Source organism: Pirellula sp. SH-Sr6A (assembly GCF_001610875.1).
Lineage (GTDB): Bacteria > Planctomycetota > Planctomycetia > Pirellulales > Pirellulaceae > JBKCUI01.
This window is the reverse complement of the sequence record NZ_CP011272.1, coordinates 278,688-300,183: the sequence shown is the minus strand read 5'-3', so window position 1 is coordinate 300,183 and position 21,496 is coordinate 278,688. Positions and strand designations below refer to the sequence as shown.

Annotated in this window: 13 protein-coding genes; 5 read left to right on the top strand and 8 right to left on the bottom strand. The window is 54.4% G+C overall.

Annotated features, from left to right (window positions below):
• Positions 1–24: 24 nt before the first annotated feature.
• From VN12_RS00915 to VN12_RS00895, 5 genes are all read left to right on the top strand, one after another.
• On the top strand, positions 25–1,707 hold the full coding sequence (locus VN12_RS00915; protein ID WP_146675064.1) for a hypothetical protein: 1,683 nt from the start codon (positions 25–27) through the stop codon (positions 1,705–1,707).
• Positions 1,708–1,731: 24 nt separating this feature from the next.
• On the top strand, positions 1,732–3,921 hold the full coding sequence (locus VN12_RS00910; RefSeq protein WP_146679742.1) for a prolyl oligopeptidase family serine peptidase: 2,190 nt from the start codon (positions 1,732–1,734) through the stop codon (positions 3,919–3,921).
• A complete protein-coding gene (gene mfd, locus VN12_RS00905) occupies positions 3,918–7,586 on the top strand; it encodes a transcription-repair coupling factor (protein WP_146675063.1) in 3,669 nt (1,222 codons plus the stop codon). The genes VN12_RS00910 and mfd overlap by 4 nt, the downstream gene beginning before the upstream one ends.
• Positions 7,587–7,729: 143 nt before the next feature.
• On the top strand, positions 7,730–9,016 hold the full coding sequence (locus tag VN12_RS00900; protein WP_146675062.1) for a peptidylprolyl isomerase: 1,287 nt from the start codon (positions 7,730–7,732) through the stop codon (positions 9,014–9,016).
• 5 nt (positions 9,017–9,021) lie between these two features.
• Positions 9,022–12,270 carry a YCF48-related protein gene (locus tag VN12_RS00895; protein ID WP_168164125.1) on the top strand — a complete coding sequence of 1,083 codons (3,249 nt, stop codon included), beginning with the start codon at positions 9,022–9,024 and terminating at the stop codon, positions 12,268–12,270.
• 255 nt (positions 12,271–12,525) lie between these two features.
• Here VN12_RS00895 and VN12_RS00890 read toward each other — a convergent pair whose 3' ends face one another.
• The 8 genes from VN12_RS00890 to VN12_RS00855 all read right to left on the bottom strand — a co-directional run bounded on the left by VN12_RS00890 (position 12,526) and on the right by VN12_RS00855 (position 21,390).
• Complete coding sequence (locus VN12_RS00890; protein ID WP_146675060.1) at positions 12,526–12,951, bottom strand: endonuclease domain-containing protein; 426 nt, start codon at positions 12,949–12,951, stop codon at positions 12,526–12,528.
• Positions 12,952–13,398: 447 nt separating this feature from the next.
• Positions 13,399–13,839 carry an endonuclease domain-containing protein gene (locus tag VN12_RS00885; RefSeq protein ID WP_146675059.1) on the bottom strand — a complete coding sequence of 147 codons (441 nt, stop codon included), beginning with the start codon at positions 13,837–13,839 and terminating at the stop codon, positions 13,399–13,401.
• A 433-nt stretch (positions 13,840–14,272) separates the two neighbouring features.
• A complete protein-coding gene (locus VN12_RS00880; protein ID WP_146675058.1) occupies positions 14,273–14,713 on the bottom strand; it encodes an endonuclease domain-containing protein in 441 nt (146 codons plus the stop codon).
• Between the two features lie 517 nt (positions 14,714–15,230).
• Positions 15,231–16,091 (bottom strand): FkbM family methyltransferase, encoded by an 861-nt coding sequence (locus VN12_RS00875; RefSeq protein ID WP_146675057.1) that lies wholly within the window; start codon positions 16,089–16,091, stop codon positions 15,231–15,233.
• Positions 16,092–16,481: 390 nt separating this feature from the next.
• The gene (locus tag VN12_RS00870) at positions 16,482–17,150 is read right to left on the bottom strand and encodes a helix-turn-helix domain-containing protein (protein ID WP_146675056.1); all 669 of its coding nucleotides are present in this window, start codon (positions 17,148–17,150) and stop codon (positions 16,482–16,484) included.
• Between the two features lie 692 nt (positions 17,151–17,842).
• The gene (locus tag VN12_RS00865) at positions 17,843–19,438 is read right to left on the bottom strand and encodes a class I SAM-dependent methyltransferase (protein WP_146675055.1); all 1,596 of its coding nucleotides are present in this window, start codon (positions 19,436–19,438) and stop codon (positions 17,843–17,845) included.
• Positions 19,439–19,471: 33 nt separating this feature from the next.
• The gene (locus VN12_RS00860) at positions 19,472–20,518 is read right to left on the bottom strand and encodes a PEP-CTERM sorting domain-containing protein (RefSeq protein WP_146675054.1); all 1,047 of its coding nucleotides are present in this window, start codon (positions 20,516–20,518) and stop codon (positions 19,472–19,474) included.
• Between the two features lie 218 nt (positions 20,519–20,736).
• Entirely contained in the window at positions 20,737–21,390 is a 654-nt protein-coding gene (locus tag VN12_RS00855) for a PEP-CTERM sorting domain-containing protein (protein WP_146675053.1), read from the bottom strand.
• Positions 21,391–21,496: the final 106 nt, after the last annotated feature.

Genomic DNA, 21,496 nt, shown 5'->3' with positions numbered 1-21,496 from the left:
TGTCTCAACGGAGATCCGTTACAATTGTCTACGGGGAATCCATCACCACTGAGTTTCCTTTGCCCGCAATGCCAAAAAAAGCTTCGAGCCCCTTCGAAGCTCGCTGGTCAGCGACTGGCTTGCCCGCAATGTAAGAACACGATCGTCGTTCCCGGCGCCCCACCCAAGGCTTCCGACGAGGATGACTGGCTCAATCTCCAATCCTCTCCACCCAGCAACCATCGCGAGCCTCCCGCATCGCCATCTGAATCTTCCGAGAAAGAGGGAGCTCCCCAATCGGCGACGCGAGCGCAGGGTTCCGTCGCGGACACTGCAAGCCGCCCCAGTCTTTTCGACGACGACTTACCGGAGCTGGCACCGTTGGTCGAGTCTGCACTCCAAGACAACCCGAATGGTGTCCCGACCCCTCCCGGTCGCAGCGTCCCCAAGACCTCTGCGAACGCGGCTTCCACGCCCGCTGCCAGTAAGACGAAACCGACCCTAGACGAATTCGATGACGACTTCCAGTTGTCCCCGATCGAGCCGACCCAACCGAAAGGTTTGCCGATTGGCCTGGACCTTCCTAACAGCGCCCCAGCTTTGGCAGGAGTGCTCGACGATATCGTTCTCTCTAGCAGCGCCCTGGACATCGGGTCCGAATCGGCTCGCGAAGAAGAGTTCAGCTTTGGGTGCAAGGTATGCGGTACCCGCATGATGGCACCGAAGTCTCGGATCGGCAAATCCGTTCGATGTCCCGATTGCTTTTCAGAGTTCATCGTCCCCGAGCCCAAGATCCCCAAGAAACAGCGCACGGTTGTCTTGGACCATGAAATCGCCGACGTGAAGTTCGTGCGATCCGAGGGGAATTCCGTTCGAGAAGCGAGCTCTTCCAAAGCCAGGACCGACGAGATGTTGGAAAAGGCGCGCGCGGAAGTCGACGCAGAACAGAAAGAATTGGAGGGACTCACCGCATCCTTCGATTCCCAACGCTGGATCTCGCTCCTGTTCTGGTTTTGCCGAGATCCCCTGCTCGTCTTTATCATGATCTTCTTCGGACTGTTTTGCGCCATCTGGTTCCCCATGGTGACGGCAGCACCTGAGCTCTTCCAAGCGACGGAGCGGCTCGGCGTTATCCTGCAGGCAGTGATCTTCCTCGTACCTTGTGTGCCCGTCTTTGGTTCCTTGTTGGCGCTCGGCATGTGCGTCCTCTCGACGGTGGCGAACCAATACCACCGCATTCAAGATTGGCCATTCACTCGAACGGGTGAAATGGCGGGAGAGGTGATCATGGTGCTAGCCTCCCTGGCGATCGCCTCCATCCCAGGTGGAATGGTCGGGAGTGGGTTGGCCTCGATTGCCGGGAGTCATATCACGACGGCACTCTTTGGATTGATTTCGACCTGGCTCTTATTCCCGTTCTTTCTACTGAGCATGGCGGATAACAATGCGATCACCGAGCCATTTTCTAAGAATGTGTTCGAGTCGTTCAAAGCCAAGCCAGATGCTTGGGGGGCCATGTATCTGCAAACGATGCTCGCATACGGGTTCTTGTTTGTTCTGAACGCTTGGGCTCTACGGGATGGAATCGTCGGCGAGATCGCCATTGGACTGTTCATGCCCTTCACCGTGTTGTTCGTGTTCAACCAGTACGGTTTACTAGCCGGCCGTATCAGCGATATCACCGGACTCGGATTCACCGGCGATTTCAGCTCAGAAGAAGCGGACTAATCGCTACTAGGATTTAACAACTTGATGCACCAATCGTTCACCCGCTGCGCGGTTTTTGTCTTGATCACTCTGTGTTGGGGGGCTGGTTCCAGCCCGGTTCTTGGGCAGGCAAGTCCAGTTGCGGAACCGGACGACGCATCTCCCAACTTGGTCTACCCCTCGTCCCACGCGGTCGATCAGGTCGACGATTATCATGGCCAAAAAATAGAAGACCCCTTCCGATGGCTTGAAGATGTCGATAGCTCTGACACCAAGGACTGGGTGAAAAAACAGAATGAGCTTACGTTCGGGTATTTAAAAGGAATTCCGGAACGTGAGTCGCTGGTCCAGCGGTTGGGCGAGCTCTGGAATTACGAGCGATATGGCTTTCCCTCCGTGCACGGAACGACTTGGGTCTATTCGCACAACAACGGATTGCAGAATCAAAACATTCTCTACAAAGCCGCCGAGCTTGATGCCCGGAGAGAGGTGTTGCTCGATCCCAATACACTCAGCTCCGACGGCACGACTTCACTCGCCGGTTATGAAGTGAGCAGCGATGGAAAATGGCTGGCATATGGGCTTGCGAAAGCCGGAAGCGATTGGAATACGTGGAAGGTCCGTAATATAGAAACGGGAAGTGACCTGACCGATTCGATGGAATGGATCAAGTTCAGCACGGTCGCTTGGACGAAGGACAACACCGGTTTTTTCTACAGCCGTTACGACCAGCCCAAGTCCGAATCGGAATTCACGGGAGCCAACTACTTTCAGAAACTCTGTTACCACAAAGTCGGAACGCCGCAATCGGACGATCTCCTCGTCTACGAACGCCGTGATGAAAAGGAATGGGGCTTCCGACCGAAGGTGTCGGACGACGGCGCTTTTCTCATTGTCTCGGTTTGGCGCGGTACGGAGCGCAAAAATCAAATCTTCTATGCGCCGATCAAGGCTGACGCCGTCCCCTCCCAAAGGGACTTTAGCGAGCTTCTGAGCGGATTCGTTGCGGAATACGAATTCCTCGGCAACGACGGCGACCTGTTCTATTTCGAAACCGATCGCGATGCTCCCAAACGTCGGATTATCGCGATAGACCGGAAGCAAAGTGAGGAATCGAATTGGAAGACCATCGTTCCCGAATCCGCCGAGTCGATCGAAGGGGCGAGTCTTCTCCAAGATCAATTTTTTGTCATTCTCCTCCAAGACGCCACCAGCGTAGTGCGGCGGTATCGAGTCGATGGGACACGCCTTGAGGATTTGCCCATCCCCGGACTTGGGACCGTCACCGGATTCGAAGGGAAACGGACATCGAAACAAACCTTCTTCTCGTTCACCAACACCATCACCCCGCCAGCAACCTATCAAGTCGATTTGTCCGACGGCACGGTTAAACCATGGCGTGCACCGAAGATTGCATTCGATCCCAATGACTTCGTAACCGAGAGAACCTTCTATACCAGCAAAGATGGGACGCGCATTCCACTCATTCTGTCGTACAAGAAAGGGTTCGTTCAAAACGGGAAGGGACGTGCCTTCCTCTATGCGTACGGGGGCTTCAATATTTCGATCACGCCCACGTTTTCTCCGGCCAATGTTGCTTGGATGGAGCAAGGGGGCCTATATGCCGTGGCGAACATTCGCGGGGGTGGAGAGTATGGTCGGGAGTGGCATGAATCGGCGATGCTCGACAAGAAGCAGAATTGCTTCGACGATTTTATCGCTGCGGCAGAGTATCTCATCGAGAATCGCTACACGAACAAGGAGCGACTCGCTGTGCACGGACGGAGCAATGGGGGCTTGCTAATTGGCGCGGTCATGACGCAGCGTCCCGATCTTTTCGCCGTCGCTCTTCCTGCGGTTGGGGTTATGGATATGCTCCGGTTTCAGAAGTTCACCATTGGATGGGCTTGGGTCAATGAGTTTGGGAGCAGTGAGGATCCCAAACAGTTTTCGACGCTGCGATCCTATTCTCCCCTTCACAACTTGAGGCCTGGCACTCGTTATCCTGCGACAATGGTTACCACGGCGGATCACGACGATCGAGTCGTACCGGGACATAGCTTTAAATTTGCGGCACGTCTGCAAGCCTGTCAAAGCGGAACGAAGCCGGCCCTGATCCGAATCGAGACCAGTGCTGGGCATGGCGCTGGAACTCCGGTCAGCAAATTAATCGAAGCAGCTGCCGACATGTGGGCTTTCGTTCTGCATAACACGCGTGAGCCTTCGAAGTCATGAAGGCGAAGCGACCCAAGTCGCGCACCCTAGCGGACTTTCTCAAACGAGGGACCGATCCATCGGCCCCCGATGACTTTCACGACGATCCGAATGCGATCGAAAGCATCGAACTAACGCTCGAGAAACACGCATCGTCCGAGGCATCGTCCAACAAGCCATCGAATTCTGGTGATGGTAAAGGTGTCAGGAAGAAAGCTCCCAGCAGGTCGTCTGCGAGTTCACGCCCTTCTGCCGGTTCGGTAGACTCCTTCGATGCCGAAAGGAAGCGAGCGGAACGGGCCGCTCAAATCAAACAGTCCGAAAAATTGGACCACGATGCCAAAGCCATTCAGCTCCGCGCCAAAGCGACGGAATTGCTCGATGGCATTCTCGACCTCAAGGGATTCGAGAACAGCATACGTCGGTGGAGTCGAAACGATCCCATTTGCTGGGAAGGGGCATGGCTCGGGGCGGTCGCACCGATCACCGCGGCGACGTGGCGAAAGTTCCAGCGTCCCATCTTGGTCGTCCTATCCCAACATCAAGACGTCGAGATCGTCGCTCGCGATCTCGATTTCTTTCTCGAGCACAACTGCGAAGTCTTTCCTCCCGCCTCGGATGAGATCGCCGAAGACGCGCTGCAACAAGCAGAAGTCATCCAGCGACTCCATGTCCTGTCGCATCTCCAGTCGTATACGAAGAATTCGAAGCAACTCGATGCACCCGTGATCGTCACGACGATCCAAGCGATGATGCACGATGTTCCCAGCCCATCGCAATTGGAGAATGACCGACGAAGGCTTCGCGTCGGCCAACGGGTCGACTTGGCCAAACTGAAGGACTGGCTCGCCGACAACGGTTATCGAACGACCACCAGCGTGCAAATGGCGGGCGAGTTCACGGCCCGAGGGGGAATTCTCGACGTCTTTCCGCCCGATTGCAGCGAACCTCGGCGCATCGAGTGGTTCGATGATGAGATCGAGTCGATCCGCTCCTTCGATCCGATGACCCAACGATCGTCGACTCGGCTCGATCAAGTCGATTTGATTGCGGCGGACGAGGCGATCAAGGATGAGGCCTCGTTTCTGGAGTTCCTTCCCAAGGAAACGATGGTCCTCGTGCACGAGCCGATCGCCGCCCTGCACCATTCCGAAGCGTACTTGGCTCGCATCCCGTTCCCAGAGCGGTTTCGAAAGCCGACCGAGATCCTGAAAACGCTGCAGCAGCATGCCGTCGCGCAAATCACCCAGTTGGCCATCGAGGGGTATACGGGAGAACTGCTGCAGATACCCATTGGTGACGTGCAACGCATCGGCGGCGAGATGGAAGGCCTCGCCAAGCAAGTCGATCAGGCCTTGGGTAAGAATCGCACCGCATTGGTGGTCTGCATCAATGAAGGGGAGCTCTCGCGCATGCATGATCTCATGCAGGAATGTCGAGCTTATCAGGAGGGACGTGTACTTCTCGAGTTGGGACTCTTGAGCGCAGGGTTTGAACTTCCACCGCAAGGGGCGTTCGTACTGACCCTCAATCAGATGCTGCGTCGTTCCACCTTGCGACGGTCCTCGAAACGCCATGCTTCGCGCGCGATCGATAGCTTCCTCGATCTGAAGCCGGGTGACTTGGTAGTTCATTTGTCCCACGGCATCGGTATCTATCTCGGCATGGAGATGATTGAAAAGCACGGACAGAAGTTCGAGCACTTGACCATCGAGTTCGACGGCGGGACGAAACTCTATGTTCCAACCACGAAAATCGATCTGATCCAACGCTACGTTGGGGGAACGAAAACGCGTCCCAAGCTAGCGAAGATCGGCGGTCAAGCCTGGGTGCGCCAAAAGAAAGCGGCCGAAGAGTCCGTGGTCGACATGGCCGCAGAATTGCTGGAGTTGCAAGCCCAGCGGCGCAGCATCAGCGGAATCGCCTTCAAGCCTGATTCAGTTTGGCAAACGCAATTCGATACGTCGTTTCCCTACGAAGAGACCGCAGATCAGCTCACCGCCATCGCAGCGACAAAGGCCGATATGATGTCGACCCGTCCCATGGAGCGCTTGCTGTGCGGCGATGTTGGCTTTGGAAAAACAGAAGTGGCGATGCGAGCCGCCTTCAAGGCTGTGGAGAGCGGCTACCAAGTCGCCGTTTTGGTTCCCACCACGGTCTTGGCAGAACAGCATTACAAGACGTTCAAGGCTAGGATGGCAGAGTTTCCCTTCGAAATTGCCAAGCTCAATCGATTTATTTCGGCGAGCCAGCAACGGGAAACGTTGAAACGTCTCGCGCGTGGACAAGTCGATATCGTCGTGGGAACCCATCGCGTCGCCTCCATGGATGTTCAGTTCTATAACCTGGGGCTGCTCATCATCGATGAAGAGCAGAAGTTTGGCGTCGAATTAAAAGAGCGGCTCAAACGGTCCAATCAAAACGTCGACGTGCTCAGTATGTCTGCGACCCCGATCCCCCGGACACTGCACATGTCGTTGGTCGGAGTGCGAGACATTTCGAATTTGGAAACGGCCCCCGAGGAGCGAATGGCGGTCGAGACGCGAGTGGCCCGCTTCGATGAACATTTGATTCGCAATGCGATCCTGCGGGAACTTAATCGGGACGGACAAGTCTACTTCGTTCACAATCGCATCGAAGATATGCCCGTACTCTTGTCGCGATTGCAGAGGATCGTTCCGGAAGCTCGGATCTTGGTCGGGCACGGTCAAATGGAGGAAGGGGCACTCGAGCAGGTCATGGTGGACTTCATCGAACATCGCGCTGACATTCTTTTGGCCACGACCATCATCGAAAGCGGGTTGGACATCCCGAATGCCAATACCATGTTCATCGACGAAGCAGACCGTTACGGCCTTTCCGAGCTCCATCAATTACGAGGGCGGGTGGGACGCTACAAGCATCAGGCCTACTGCTACCTCCTGGTGGACAAACGCAAACATCTTAGCCCCGACTCTGCACGACGACTCCATGCGATCGAAGAGTTCTCTCAACTCGGTGCCGGATTTGGGATCGCGATGCGCGATTTGGAAATTCGCGGTGCCGGCAACTTGCTCGGCACCCAGCAAAGCGGACACATCGCCGCCGTCGGATACGAGCTGTATTGCCAGTTGTTGGAGAACGCCGTTCGTGAACTGACCAAACAGCCGCAGAAGCTGGAGATCACCGTCGAATTGAACATCCCCATTGAAGCCTATTTGCCATCGGAATATGTTCCGGAGATGCGGCACAAGATCGACATTTACCGTCGGTTGAGCCGGATCCAGAGCATTCAATCGATCGAGGAGATCAAGCAGGAATTGGAGGATCGTTTTGGAAAACTTCCACCTCCCGTGGAACGGTTGCTCGCCGTTTCCCAGCTCCGCATGGATGCAACGATTTGGTCTATCCAGTACGTCGGAATCGAAGACGAGTTCCTAGTCTTCCACTACACCGACCGCAATCGTGCCGAACAGCTGGCAAAAAAACACAACGGTCGGCTGCGAATCGTGGACCAGACCAGCTGCTATTGGCCGTTGCGCCCTGATAAACCCCAGCCTCAACGGGGGACGGCCGCGGAGCCTATTTGGAGACGTACACCGGTCGAGCCCACGCAGCCAGCGAAAATCGAACCTCCCGAACCGATCGAAAAGCTCATTCAAAGGACCGATTTGCTCGCATTGCTCCAATCCATCTTGCAGCTCTAACCCAGTATCCATTAAAAGGCACACTGGAAGAAGTCATCAGCCGTAGGGCAATCGCCCCGGTCCCCAGTCGGCCGTCAGCACATCAGCCGCAGGGCAACAGTCCTCGGTTCCTACACCATCGCCAAGCCACGGATAGGCAAGACATGCGAAACCAGCAACAACGTTTCCAGCTTCGCTCCTTCGCATCGTTCCTTGGTTGGCTCCCTCTAGCTCTCCTGATGACCATCGCGATGCGACAACCACTCGCGATGGCTCAAGCTCCTTCGACGGGGCAACCACCCGCGGCGAACCTCCCCGTTGCTGGCCTCCCTACAGAAGGCCGCACCCTCGAGCAGCCCGTTTTCATTGCATCGCGCAATGTGGAGCTGACGAATAGTTCTCCCACCAACATGGACTTCTCAGAGTACATCGACGATTCGGTCGGCCAAGCTCGTACCGAGCCACGACTCGACTTGAAGGAGTTCGCAGCCGGTGATCTTGTCGCTTGGGTTGGCCGAGAACCTGTTTTGATTGGGCATATTATCGACCCAAAGAAAGCCAGCCCGGAAATTCTCGAGAACCCTGCTTTCGAGCCACAGTTGCGAAAGATGTTAGCACAGATCGTCATTCGCAAGGCGCTCGCGCAGCGTTTCATCGATGAGCAAGTGACGGGCAAATCGCTCAAGGAACGCGAAGCCGCTTCGACACAAGTGAATCGAAAAATCGCCGAGATGTTTTACAAGGAAGCGTTGCCCGACATGATGAAGCGTCAGAAGTGCGAGACGGAAGAGGAGTTTCATCTACTCCTGGAAAAATCCAATCGCACTGTTCAGTCCTTGCAGCACGAATGGACGGAGAACATGCTCGCATCGCAGTGCGTGCGAAGCAATGTCGCGAGCAAACCGGTCATCGAGTTGAGCGAAATGCAAGACTACTACGATGAGCACATCGATGAGTTCAAGCGAAAGGCGCGGGCTCGTTTCGAGATTCTGACTGCGACCTTTTCCAAGTATCCCACCAAGCAAGCCGCCTTCGACGCAATCTCCGAAATGGGAAACCAAGTCTTCTTTGGCAATCCTTTTGAGAGCGTGGCCAAGTCCATGTCGACCGGCTGGACGGCGAGCCAAGGTGGTAAGATGGATTGGACGAACAAAGGGTCTCTCAAGAGCAAGCCAATCGATGAAGCGATCTTTTCCATCCCGCTCGATAAGCTGAGCCAAGTCATTGAAGATTCGGATGGCTACCACATTGTTCGCGTGATCGAGCGGACCGATGCCATGACCGTTCCGTTCTCCGACGTCCAGTCAGAAATCCGCAAGAAGCTAGCGGAAGAGAAAACCAAGAAGCTTGAGAAGGAGTTCTTGGAAAAGGTTCGATCCGAGACGGCCATCTGGACCCGATGGCCCGAAGACTTCCCCGGTTCCCTGCCACTAAGCCAACTGTACCAGTGACCCGCATGATCGCTTCTCCATTGGCCGTTCCCGATGGGAACGTTCGACCGTCTACCTTCCGATGCCCCCTCACACTCGAGAGAGTCTCTCTCATTGGGTGCCGGTTTATCCTGCTGGCGATTGCTCTCCTTCTCACTCCCGTCTCTCTGTACGCACAGCCTGTCAATCGCCCTACAGGTATCGCTGACGGTACTTTGCGCGACTGCCAGATGCTTTCGATCGATCGAGCGGTGGCCGTCGGGGATCGGGGCTTGATTCTCTTGACGACGACGGGTGGTCGCACTTGGACCATCCAGACTCCCCGAACGTCTGCAACGTTGCTTGCCGTCGACTTCTTCAACGAAAAGCTCGGTGTTGCGGTGGGTGGTTCGGTGGAGCCTACCACCCATCGAAGCGTCGGAACTCTGTTGACGACCGAAGATGGCGGCCGAACTTGGAAGAAGATCGACACCGATCTCCCAAGATTGACAGGAGTCCGAATGACCGGGCCGGGTCGGATACTGGCTTGGGGCGACTGGTCCTCGCTTTATCAAACCGCAGCGTTTGAGTCCAGCGATGGGGGGCGATCGTGGCTTTCGATACCCGTGCCGAGCGGACATTTGCACAGCATCGCAGCCCACAAGGGTTCTTCCAGCAGCACCTTCGAATCCGTACCCCCTCAACTCATGGCTGTGGATCGGTTGGGTCGGTGCTTCCTTTCGTTCGATCGCATGACGTTTCAGCCATCGGGCCTTAACCTTTCACCCTATCAATCGATCCACTTCTGCGAGTGCGTCGATGGTGTTTGGTGGGTAGGAGGTTCGTCGGGGCAGTTGTACCGGAGCGCTGATGGGCAGAGATGGGAGCAAGTCTTCGTGCCCGGCAATCCTCGCGATTATGAGTTGATCGACTTCCAAGCGATGGCAGCCAGCGGTGATACGATTTGGTTGGTGGGAAATCCAGGCAGCGTGGTTTGGCGCTCGACGGATCGAGGTGCGAATTGGAGCGTTCTTCCCACGGGGCAACGCTCTTCGCTGCGCGGTCTCTCGGCTTGGGATTCCTCGGTGCTCCTCGCGTGCGGCGATGGTGGATCGCTCCACCTTTCGCGAAATGGCGGTGAGGCGTGGATGGGGGTACACAGTGCGACGACGCGATCCTCTGTTTTGAACATCGCCGCTACGGCTGACTCTGTTGCTTGGGATCTACTCGCCCATGTGCACCAGGAATCGCGTCAAACTGCGTCGACCGTCGTGGTCCATGATCAACGAATCGAAGAGCGATCGAGCCACTTACCCGAGCCAGCCCAACGGGTGGTAGAGGCAGGGAATCACCTAGGGCTGCGCACGATCGATGTGTGGCGTCCCTTTCCAGTTAGCAGCCAAGAGGCGATGCCTCGCCAGTCGGATCTCACCTACTACCAGTCCCTGGGAAGTGTTACGACGCCACCTGAGTCGGCATTGATGAGACGACTCATTCAGACCATCCGTTGCGATCAGCCCGATGTCGTGGTGACCGAGTGTCCTTACACAGGAAACTCCCTCCAAAGTCGACTCTCGGAAGCGGTCGAACTCGCTATTGTGTGGTCCGCGAGACGGGAATGGACACTCTTCTCGGAGGCCAGCAGTATCCCCAATGAAGTTTGGTCCGTCGATCGAACCATCCAACGCGGGACACGCAGTGGCGGGATGCAGTTTCCTCGTTCCATGTTTTTGAAAAACTCAGGTAGCGTGCTTGGGGAAATTGTCACTCCGGTGCAGAACATCGTTCATCGCAATCCGACTCGTTTAGGTCGTGCTGGGGAAGAACGGATCTATTACCGAACGTTGGACGGACGAAAGGCTGTGCCACGCGACCCCCTAGAGGGATTGCAGCGTCGATTGGGTTCTCAGTTAGTAGAGTCTCCCACGTCGATCAGCAGTTCTAGCATGGTTCGCAAGACCGCGATGTGGTTTGAGTATCAAGACTTCGTACCGGCCTCGAATCCCAATCCATTGGTCCGCGATCGCATCTGGGAAGAACGCTTGATCGAAGCGATGAAAGGGATCGAGACAATCAATCAAGCCCCTATTCTTCTAGAGATTGCGATCAAGAATCGTCAGTTGGGGCATTGGAACTATTGGTCCTCCGCTTTGGAGTTACTGCTGGCGGTAGACAAGCGATCTTCTTATGCCGAAGCGGCCATGAGCGAATTGATGCGTTTTCATGGAAGCATGGAGGTGCAGCAAGTTGTTTTGAAGCGAATTCAAGACATGGATCGACGGGAGGAGATAGATGGCATTTCCACCGCATCCGCATCGACTATTTCTTCTCCGTTTGCGCGCGGCAATGATAGTTCGACCGTGCAACAGGCCAGTTATTCGCATGCTCCACGACGCATTCCCATTGCGGTCGGATCGGGATATCCCGAGTTTTACCGATTGCTGAGCGATTTCCCGAGCGACTGGAGTCTTCTGCGAAGGACTCCCGAGTGGGGATGGCTCATCGCCTCCCGCTACCGGGCCTTGAGGGAAAGGGACATGATCACGACTCCAGCGAAAGGGAGCACCAACTACGATTCCTTTTGGCCGCCCCCCAACCCGATGCTATTGGGCTGGCGCAGCGTACGCACCCAGGAGGAGGCATTGTTGCGTGCATTGCAGACGCAACAGGATGTATCGAGTCCAGATGGGTTACTGAAGATGCCGACGACCGCCGCAAGACCCTTTTTGGATGGTGATCGAGGCAGTGACAATTGGAGCGGGGCTCCGCAGGTATCGCTGCGAGATCCATGGGGTGAGCATGGTGGGGTAACCGACTTGTACTTCATGCAAGACGACGAATTCGTTTACGTTTATTGCAATGTCTCAGCAAGTCCCAGCGCCGAATCGGCAACTCCATCGGGCGAACGCAGGTATGACAGTGTGAAGGAGGAGCAGGAGCAGGTACGACTGAGGTTCGATTTGGATCGGGACTACGCAACTTGGTTTGAGTTTGTCTGGAATCGCAAGGGTGAGACCAGTGATCGGTGCAATGACTTGTTCGGATGGAATCCGAATTGGTATGTCGCCGTGAAAGAGAATGGTGGTGGCTGGTCGACAGAGATTGCGATCCCCAAGTCGGAGTTGATTGCCGACAGCAGCAATCCCAATGCGGGCGTCGCATTGGATTCGTCTTCTCGGGTATGGGCCTTGAGTGCGCTACATATTCAGCCCGGCAAATCAACCCGCACCATTTCACCCGCCGTCTCCGATCAATTCCAAAACGACCACTGGACCCTCATCGATTCCAATCCTTAAAGCAAAGAGCGAGTAGCGAGTAGCGAGGAGCATGGAGCATGGAGCGAGGAGCATGGAGCATGGAGCATGGAGCATGGAGCATGGAGCTCTACCCATGTCCTGAACCTAAACCAGGTAGCTATTTTCTTCACTCTTGTTACTCGCCACTCGTTCCTCCGTCTAGGCCTGGTCGATTCGCCGGTAGGGTGCGAGCAGGGGAAGCCGTCGAGACGACGGCTCTACATTTGCTCCGGCCTCAAGCCTCAAGCCTCGGTGCTACCCCCTCGTCCTCTGCTCCCCTCGCCCCGTTTCGGGGAGAGGGGCTGGGGGTGAGGGGTTGGGTACCTTCACAAACTCTTGAATCGCTCGAATCACTTCGCGACCTTCCCCAATCACCGCATAACCAGGTATACGAAGGACTCTAACCCCTCGCGCATGCAGGAATCGATCGCGATGCCGATCATGCGCTAACCCATCCTCGGTGAAGTGACTTGCGCCATCGATCTCAATAATGAGTTTCTGCTCCACGCAACAGAAATCCACGGTGTAAGGTGGAATGGGATATTCGCGACGAAACTTCAATCCTTGGATCTGTCGATTGCGAATCCATTGCCAAACATTTGTCGAAAATTCGTTGGATGTTCGACGCTTGCTTTGTACAAATTCGATTGCTTCTTTGGACCTGGACCGGCTGCGTTTCATGGGAATGAGTCTCTCTTCGATTCCATGGAATCCAATAGCAATTCAAGACCTTGAATCTCGTTGGAAACTTTCTCTTACTCTCTCAGCGCTCAACCCCTCACCCCCCCGCCCCTCTCCCCGAAGCGGGGCGAGGGGGGCCGAGAACAGAGAATATGAGTAGCGAGTAGCAAAGAGCGAGTAGCGAGTAGCGAGTAGCGAGGAACAAGGAGCAAGGAGCAAGGAGCAAGGAGCAAGGAGCATGGAGCATGGAGCATGGAGCGCTACCCATGTCCTGAACCTAAGCCAGGTAGCTATATTCTTCACTCTTGCTACTCGCCACTCGTTCCTCCGTCTAGGGTCGGTCGATTCGCCGATAGAGTGCATGCGGGGGAAGCCGTCGAGACGACGGCTCTACATTTGCTGTCGCCACTCCTCCGGCCTCCGGCCTCAAGCCTCAAGCCTCAAGCCTCAAGCCTCGGTGCTACCCCCCCCGGATCTCTGCTCCCCTCGCCCCGCTTCGGGGAGAGGGGCTGGGGGTGAGGGGTTGGGCACCTTCACAAACTCTTGAATCGCTCGAATCACTTCGCGACCTTCCCCAATCACCGCATAACCAGGTATACGAAGGACTCTAACCCCTCGCGCATGCAGGAATCGATCGCGATGCCGATCATGCGCTAACCCATCCTCGGTGAAGTGACTTGCGCCATCGATCTCAATAATGAGTTTCTGCTCCACGCAACAGAAATCCACGGTGTAAGGTGGAATGGGATATTCGCGACGAAACTTCAATCCTTGGATCTGTCGATTGCGAATCCATTGCCAAACATTTGTCGAAAATTCGTTGGATGTTCGACGCTTGCTTTGTGCAAATTCGATTGCTTCTTTGGACCTGGACCGGCTGCGTTTCATGGGAATGAGTCTCTCTTCGATTCCATGGAATCCAATAGCACTTCAAGACCTTGAATCACGTTGGAAACTTTCTCTTACTCTCTCAGCGCTCAACCCCTCACCCCCCCGCCCCTCTCCCCGAAGCGGGGCGAGGGGGGCCGAGAACGGAGAAAATGAGTAGCAAAGAGCAAGGAGCTTGGAGCAAGTAGCATGGAGCGAGTAGCATGGAGCATGGAGCTCTACCCATGTCCTGAACCTAAACCAGGTAGCTATTTTCTTCACTCTTGTTACTCGCCACTCGTTCCTCCGTCTAGGCCTGGTCGATTCGCCGGTAGGGTGCGAGCAGGGGAAGCCGTCGAGACGACGGCTCTACATTTGCTGTCGCCACTCCTCCGGCCTCCGGCCTCAAGCCTCAAGCCTCAAGCCTCAAGCCTCAAGCCTCAAGCCTCAAGCCTCAAGCCTCGGTGCTACCCCCCCCGGATCTCTGCTCCCCTCGCCCCGTTTCGGGGAGAGGGGCTGGGGGTGAGGGGTTGGGCACCTTCACAAACTCTTGAATCGCTCGAATCACTTCGCGACCTTCCCCAATCACCGCATAACCAGGTATACGAAGGACTCTAACCCCTCGCGCATGCAGGAATCGATCGCGATGCAGATCATGCGCTAACCCATCCTCGGTGAAGTGACTTGCGCCATCGATCTCAATAATGAGTTTCTGCTCCACGCAACAGAAATCCACGGTGTAAGGTGGAATGGGATATTCGCGACGAAACTTCAATCCTTGGATCTGTCGATTGCGAATCCATTGCCAAACATTTGTCGAAAATTCGTTGGATGTTCGACGCTTGCTTTGTGCAAATTCGATTGCTTCTTTGGACCTGGACCGGCTGCGTTTCATGGGAATGAGTCTCTCTTCGATTCCATGGAATCCAATAGCACTTCAAGACCTTGAATCACGTTGGAAACTTTCTCTTACTCTCTCAGCGCTCAACCCCTCACCCCCCCGCCCCTCTCCCCGAAGCGGGGCGAGGGGGGCCGAGAACAGAGAATATGAGTAGCAAAGAGCAAAGAGCAAAGAGCAAAGAGCAAAGAGCAAGGAGCAAGGAGCAAGGAGCAAGGAGCAAGGAGCAAGGAGCAAGGAGCAAGGAGCAAGGAGCAAGGAGCAAGGAGCAAGGAGCATGGAGCATGGAGCATGGAGCATGGAGCGCTACCCATGTCCTGAACCTAAACCAGGTAGCTATTTTCTTCACTCTTGTTACTCGCCACTCGTTCCTCCGTCTAGGCCTGGTCGATTCGCCGGTAGGGTGCGAGCAGGGGAAGCCGTCGAGACGACGGCTCTACATTTGCTGTCGCCACTCCTCCGGCCTCTCTTCTTTGTCGCAACTTACTACTTACTACTTACTACTCGCTACTCGCTACTCGCTACTCGCTACTTTTTTCTTCGCGTTGTTTGTATCGAAGTGGGGATGGGGAATGGAGCGGGGGACGGTGATTCGGGGGAGGCCATCGATTTCTTGCGGTCTTTCCGAAGGGATGCACAAAACGTTCCAGGATGCAAGATCCGAGAAGAGGTTCGTTGGAACCCCTCGGTGATTCGAAGGATTGAATAAATACGGCGTGTGCCAATACATCGTGTATCCCTTCGCGTCGATCCATTCGAACAATTCCCCTCGTCGTTCCTCACGGTCTGATTCGACGTACAGGAATGGACGGCAACGCATTATCGTGTCCGATGCACCCTTTAACACTTCTAGTTCCATTCCTTCCACATCCGCCTTGAGAAGATGGCACTTGGGAAGCTTCAGACTATCGATCGTGATCATGGCGACTTCATGGCCAGGAAGATCCGAACGGAGACTCACGCCGCCGAAGTTATTGATTTGATGCACCGGCATCTCCGGTACTTGTACGACCCCCGACACCTCACCAACGGCAACCCAATGACAGTCGACATTGGTGATACTGTTGAGAGCCATATTTCCGCAAAGGGTTTGGAAGACAAATCGCTGTGGCTCCATCGCGATGACACGACCGGTCGGCCCGACGATTTTCGCAAGAGGTAGCGTGTGGGCTCCAATGTTCGCGCCCGCTTCCACCACGACTTTCCCAGGCCCCAGTATCTGAGATAGGACCTCCAGCTCCCCAACGGAAAACTCGCCATACTCCAAAATCGAGCGACCGATATAGGCATCGTTCCGATTGACAATCATCGGACCAAAGCGAGATTCGACCAACACATTGCATGACTCGGGAGTCGAACAATCGGCTGCGGACATCCTTGAATCCTAAGGGAAGAAGGGGGCGGGGGCGCGGGCAGGGGGCGTTCTTAGTTCTTGGTTTTTGGTTCTTGGTTCTTGGTGCTGAAGACTGAAGACTGAAGACTGACTTCTTGGAGCATGGAGTGTCGAGCAGTCGTCCTCGACTGCTCCCCCCGTCTCCACCCTACCGGCGAATCGACCGACGCGTTTACCGTTGAATCAGCAGAGCTCTCCCTTCAAAACACCGTTCGGAGAACGGTTCGAACGCAGAACGCCGTTTTGAAAACGGCTACTGCACAGGCCCACTGGAAAATGTTGCCTAGCCCCGCCACCTACTTCCTTCGCGCAAAAACAGTCGAGGACGACTGTTCGACACTCCTCGCCGCTCGCCTCTCGCTTCTATCTTCTTCAAAGATGAAAATGCATGGCTTCTCCAAGTCCCAGCTTTTGGCGGATCTCTTCGATGGCCGTGACCGTGGTGAGATAATCGAACTGCTGATCGATGCGGTGGATCAATCCATCCCGGAAGAAGAAATGTAGGTTCATCCAAATCGGTGGAAGCTGATGCGCATAGAAACAGAGTATGTCTTCAAACTGCGCCGCCACGCGTCCTTCCCCAATTAAATAAGTCGTGGCCAAGGAGGAAGGGCGGCGCGTGAAGAAGGAAAAGAATCGATTCAAGAACGATTGGAACTCTTCTTTGCCGTTGTACATACCCGCCAGCTTCAATACCGACTTTTGGGCAGGAACATTGAACACGAAATCAGGAGCCAAAAAGTCGCCACAATGAGCGAGCATGTCGACCCCATAGGCGTCATAACTCTCGACGAAAGTTCTCGCGAGAAGCTCTTCGCTATATATCAACTCCTTGGTTGAAATCGGAATGGCAGCGTTCGAGAAAGTCTGAGCAAGGTTTTCAATGGTCTCCATGCTCAGTTTTCCGCCAGCTTCCGCTTTGCGGATCACCCGTTCGCAATACCCCGCGCGTTTTCCCAACTCGGCTTGGGACCATCCGACACGACGGCGAAGGTTGCGAAGCAGTTTCGAATTCACGGCGTGAAAACGGGATTTAGTCATCACAGGAAAGGCGTTCCTCGCTAGGGGGCTAGCTATGCGATTGGAGGGCTCCGAATGCAATGTCTTGCGATTTGCAATCGGAAAATAGGGCGAGCGGGCTTACGCATCCGGACGGTCCTCATTCCTGCACAGCTCTACAAATACCGTGCAGTCCCAGCCTGTCTCGAATGCGGGAGTTCAAGTCGAAATCGGTGAGCATGGAAGTGGCCGAAGAATTGATAACACGCCGGGCGAACGGCGTATCAGATTCCCCAACCACACCTTAAGCTGACTATACCCACCATTTCAATCTCGTCCAACTATGGGTGAAATCGTGAAACTGAAACAACGCGAGTTATCGACAAAAAGAAATCAATCCACGCTCGACTTGCTCCGCGGTCCATCAACGCGACGATGACAATTCCCTTGCTTTTCCCAGGTCTGGCGCATTTCTCTGACGAATAAGTTCCGTTCCGAACAAAATTGATCGTCAAATCCCCACGGATTTCAGAAAAAATCGCGTGAGCATCGTGCCGGTGTCGTGCCGGTCTCTCTGAAGAGTCAAGCGTTCGAGGATGCGGGGGAGTCGGAAACGCCTCAATCCGAACAAAGAATTTGACGCGTTTTTGGAAGGATGGAATGGAATGGCCGGTGCGGGCGCCACAGGAATCGACCCGTGGGCCCGACGAGGAACCGACCAAGATGCGCGGCTATTAACCAACCAGCAGAGAGTGCTGTCGCAGCTGTGCAAGAACTTTGTCGATCGTCATGGTATGTATGGACTTCATGTCTACGTTCTGCCCTCCTTTGATATTAATATTTACCTTACCTTGCTCGGCAAGTGACGCCAAATGATCGGCGAGCTGTCCGTGGGTTTTGGTACCATCGACTTCTTGCGTGATCAATCGTGTCAGTGGATCGAGATTGACCATCGAATGCCGCTGCGTCGTGACCGGTCCGCCTTGCGAGGCTTGAAGTCGTACCAATGCCGATACTTTCGGGGTCGAGGACAATTCCGTAACAAATCGGTCTGGAACGCAACGGAACTCTACGTCCCCTCGCACGACCAACTGTAACATATTGGTGGTAACGAGTTGCGAAATAGAAATCGATTCCCTTTCACCGACGACGACTAACTCCGAAAGCTTTTTCTCCACTATCTTGCACAACTCAGGGACATCCATGGATTTTGGCCAGGCTTCCACCAACGCGAACATCAATGCCTTCAAGGCCGAGTGCTTCGTTTGAAGCTTTCGACCGTTCGGGCACTTGAAAGCCACTTCCACCTCGGGACTGAGATTGTTCATCAAGCTGGGATCTTCCAGCTTGATATTGCCCGCATATCGGACTCCTTCCATACGCGATGGACTGAGATGGCGATCCAGTTTCACATCCGCACGACAAAGGAGCGACTGCCGAAACATCCGATTGGTGACGAAGTCGGTGTACTGGCTACGGTGGTAGACGTCGGTCGTAAGTTTCGAAAGTGCATCGGCCGCTTTAGGAGGGAGATTGCTCGTGATCATCGACGCTAGGCTGGTCTCGCCGAGGAACTGGAGACCGAGCCCCTTGGCCATCTCCATGAACTGATAAAAGAACATCGGTCGATTGTTCTCTTCCAAATGCTCATGGAAGAGATAGGAATCCGGATGCTTCCCGAGCAACTCCAATTCGGATTTCAATACCTGCGCATAAGGAGTCGTTTGCCCCTCGGTGCTGGCCACGATAAACGAAAGGAGCGCTCGGGCTTGTTGGATTTTGCTCGCAGGATCCGGCAGATTGGACACATGATACAACATCATCTGCCGAATCATCCCTCGCATGAACCACCCGGGGTAGGCGTTGTAGCTGATGTAAGCGACTCCATGGGGCGTTAAACGCTCCTGGCATATTTCCAATATCCGTTGCTGAGCGACCGGGGGGACCCATGAAAAGACACCGTGGCAAAGGATGTAATCAAAATCGCCATACGCCTCGTTAATCGCTTGAAAATCATCGGCGATTAACCGGATGTTTTTCAATCCCAACGCTTGGACAATCTTTTGGCCATCGGCGATTTGCTTCGACGATAGGTCAACTCCAACGACCGTCGCGTTGGGGAATTGATCCGCGAGAGGGATAATGTTCCCTCCGCTCGCACATCCTAATTCGAGAATTCTCGCATTCTCCGGAAGCGTTGGTTGAAGCTGAAACAGCTTCGCTAAGGAATAGATATGGTCGGGGTGTGTCGCCTCGAATGGATGGCTTGGATAAGGAATCTCGTCATACGAATAGGTCGATTCCTTGGCAATTCCGGAAAGTTCAGTCACAGGGGTTCCTCGGGTCTTAAAAATGAGTACGTATTACGCAGTGAATGGAGGTTGGGAGAATGGAGGTTGGGCGTGTTCGCGTCGTCGCGGTCGTCTGATGAAAAGCATCAGTCCCGTGCAAGCCAGTAGCAGCGCGCCAGGTTCGGGAACGGCCGTGATCGTCGGGTACAAGAACTGACGCATCCCATATTCGTCGTTGGTTAGGGGGATCCCGTTGCTCAACGGATTGTTGGGGCCGATCCCAAGCCCATTGGATTCCATCAACAGATCGATGCCGTTCAAAGCGAATGTCGAGCTAGGAATGTTATAGAACGAAAGTCCGGCGGACTGCATCGGATCCGTCGGATTCACCAGATGAGCCCAGGAGTTGTTCAATGTCGCTAACGGGTTCGCATCAGAAAAATTATCATCGAGAAAAGGCCCAGTCAGATCGACATCCCCAAGTCCGATCGCATGCCCAATTTCGTGCGTCAAAAGCCGTTGAAAGGTGTCGAGATTATAAACAGCGTTCTGATTGCTGTTGATGGTGATGTCGACCCCGGCGATAGCAGCTGTGTTGGCATAGTTTTGGACGCCGCTAGTCAACGTTACTTCGGTAGGCGAGACCAACATCCCGGTGAAGCCTCGCAACCCGGCATCCCCCGCATCCCAACCTAACAAATCGATCTCTGCTCCTAAATAGTTCACGCTGCCAAACGCATTCGCACTCACGACTTGAGTAGAGAGGTCCGAAACGAACGAAAGATTGGTACCGAGACCTGAGTCAGGATCTACCGATTGCCAAGCACCAAAGGACTGGTGAACAACCGATTGAAATTCGCTCACCGTCGGGACAATCGACCATTGAAACCGATCGCGAAAGGCTTCATACGATCCCCCTTGCAGAGAATAGCGGATACCGCCGGACAAGGATCGTTCGACGCCCCCGATCACACTCGGCGCCGCATCCCAACGAACCCCCGCCGTCGCAAACCCCGCCGTTTCGATAACACCGGCTCTTACGCTCATCGGAATCCCAAAAGCATACAGAATCGCTATCGCAATCAATCGTATGGTCGCAACAATAGTCACTCGTCTCATAGCGTAGAGTCACTTTGGAATAGATTGAAACTCGACAAGGAATGCAGCGAAAGGAACATGGGCGGATTCGACCCGTGAGATCCAACGAATGTGGAATGAAATTCGACGGGTGGTATCCCAAATCGGTAATACGGGTAGATTCGATCTACCTTTCTGGCACAAAAAAAGCTCCAGGAATCCTGGAGCTTTCTATAGCAAAATAGGTTAGTGAATTCGCTCTATGATCGCACAGCCTTGAATCGGCGTCTGGCTACAATACCGACCAATGATCCGCTAACCGCTAACAGCAACATGCTCCCTGGCTCTGGGACAGCGGAGATCGTCACCGTCCCACCTGTCAGCCCAGGGTTCACCGATCCTGTAGCACCAAACATCAAAGATTCAAAGGAAGGAGGTCCTGCGGAGTTGATCGGATTGATCGAAAACGATCCAGTGGCTCCGGCAGCGACGGAGAAATTAACTTTGAATAGACCTGCGTTGTTGACAACACTTGGGTTCAGAGCAAGATCCCCAAAATTCGTCGTCACCGTCATTCGTTCCAGCCCCCCAACTTCGTTAGCCGTCACTGTCGGCGCACTTGGGAATAAAGGAGCAAATGGAGCAGAAGAAAAGGTAGCCGAGGTCAATTGAACCTGTGCTGCACTCAACCCAGAGAAACTAGTTGGCTGGAGGCTTACACCATACCCTGTAATCGTTGGAAAACTAGCGATATCAATCGCTGGATTGTCGGTAAATAAATACACATTCGCAGATCCAACAGTCGGGTTTACCCCGTCCGAAACCAAGTTGACATTCTCTACTTGGAAAAAGAAGCCTGCATGGCAAACGCTTTGCGAAAAGAGGCATGCCACTAAAACAAGGACGCGATACATGAGAGTACTCCATTAGGTGGTGTTGACCGACTCATCCTAATTATTAATGAATTTTGGTCAACAAAATTGTCGTATCAATTTAGTGCATACTCCCCAACGCGTTGCG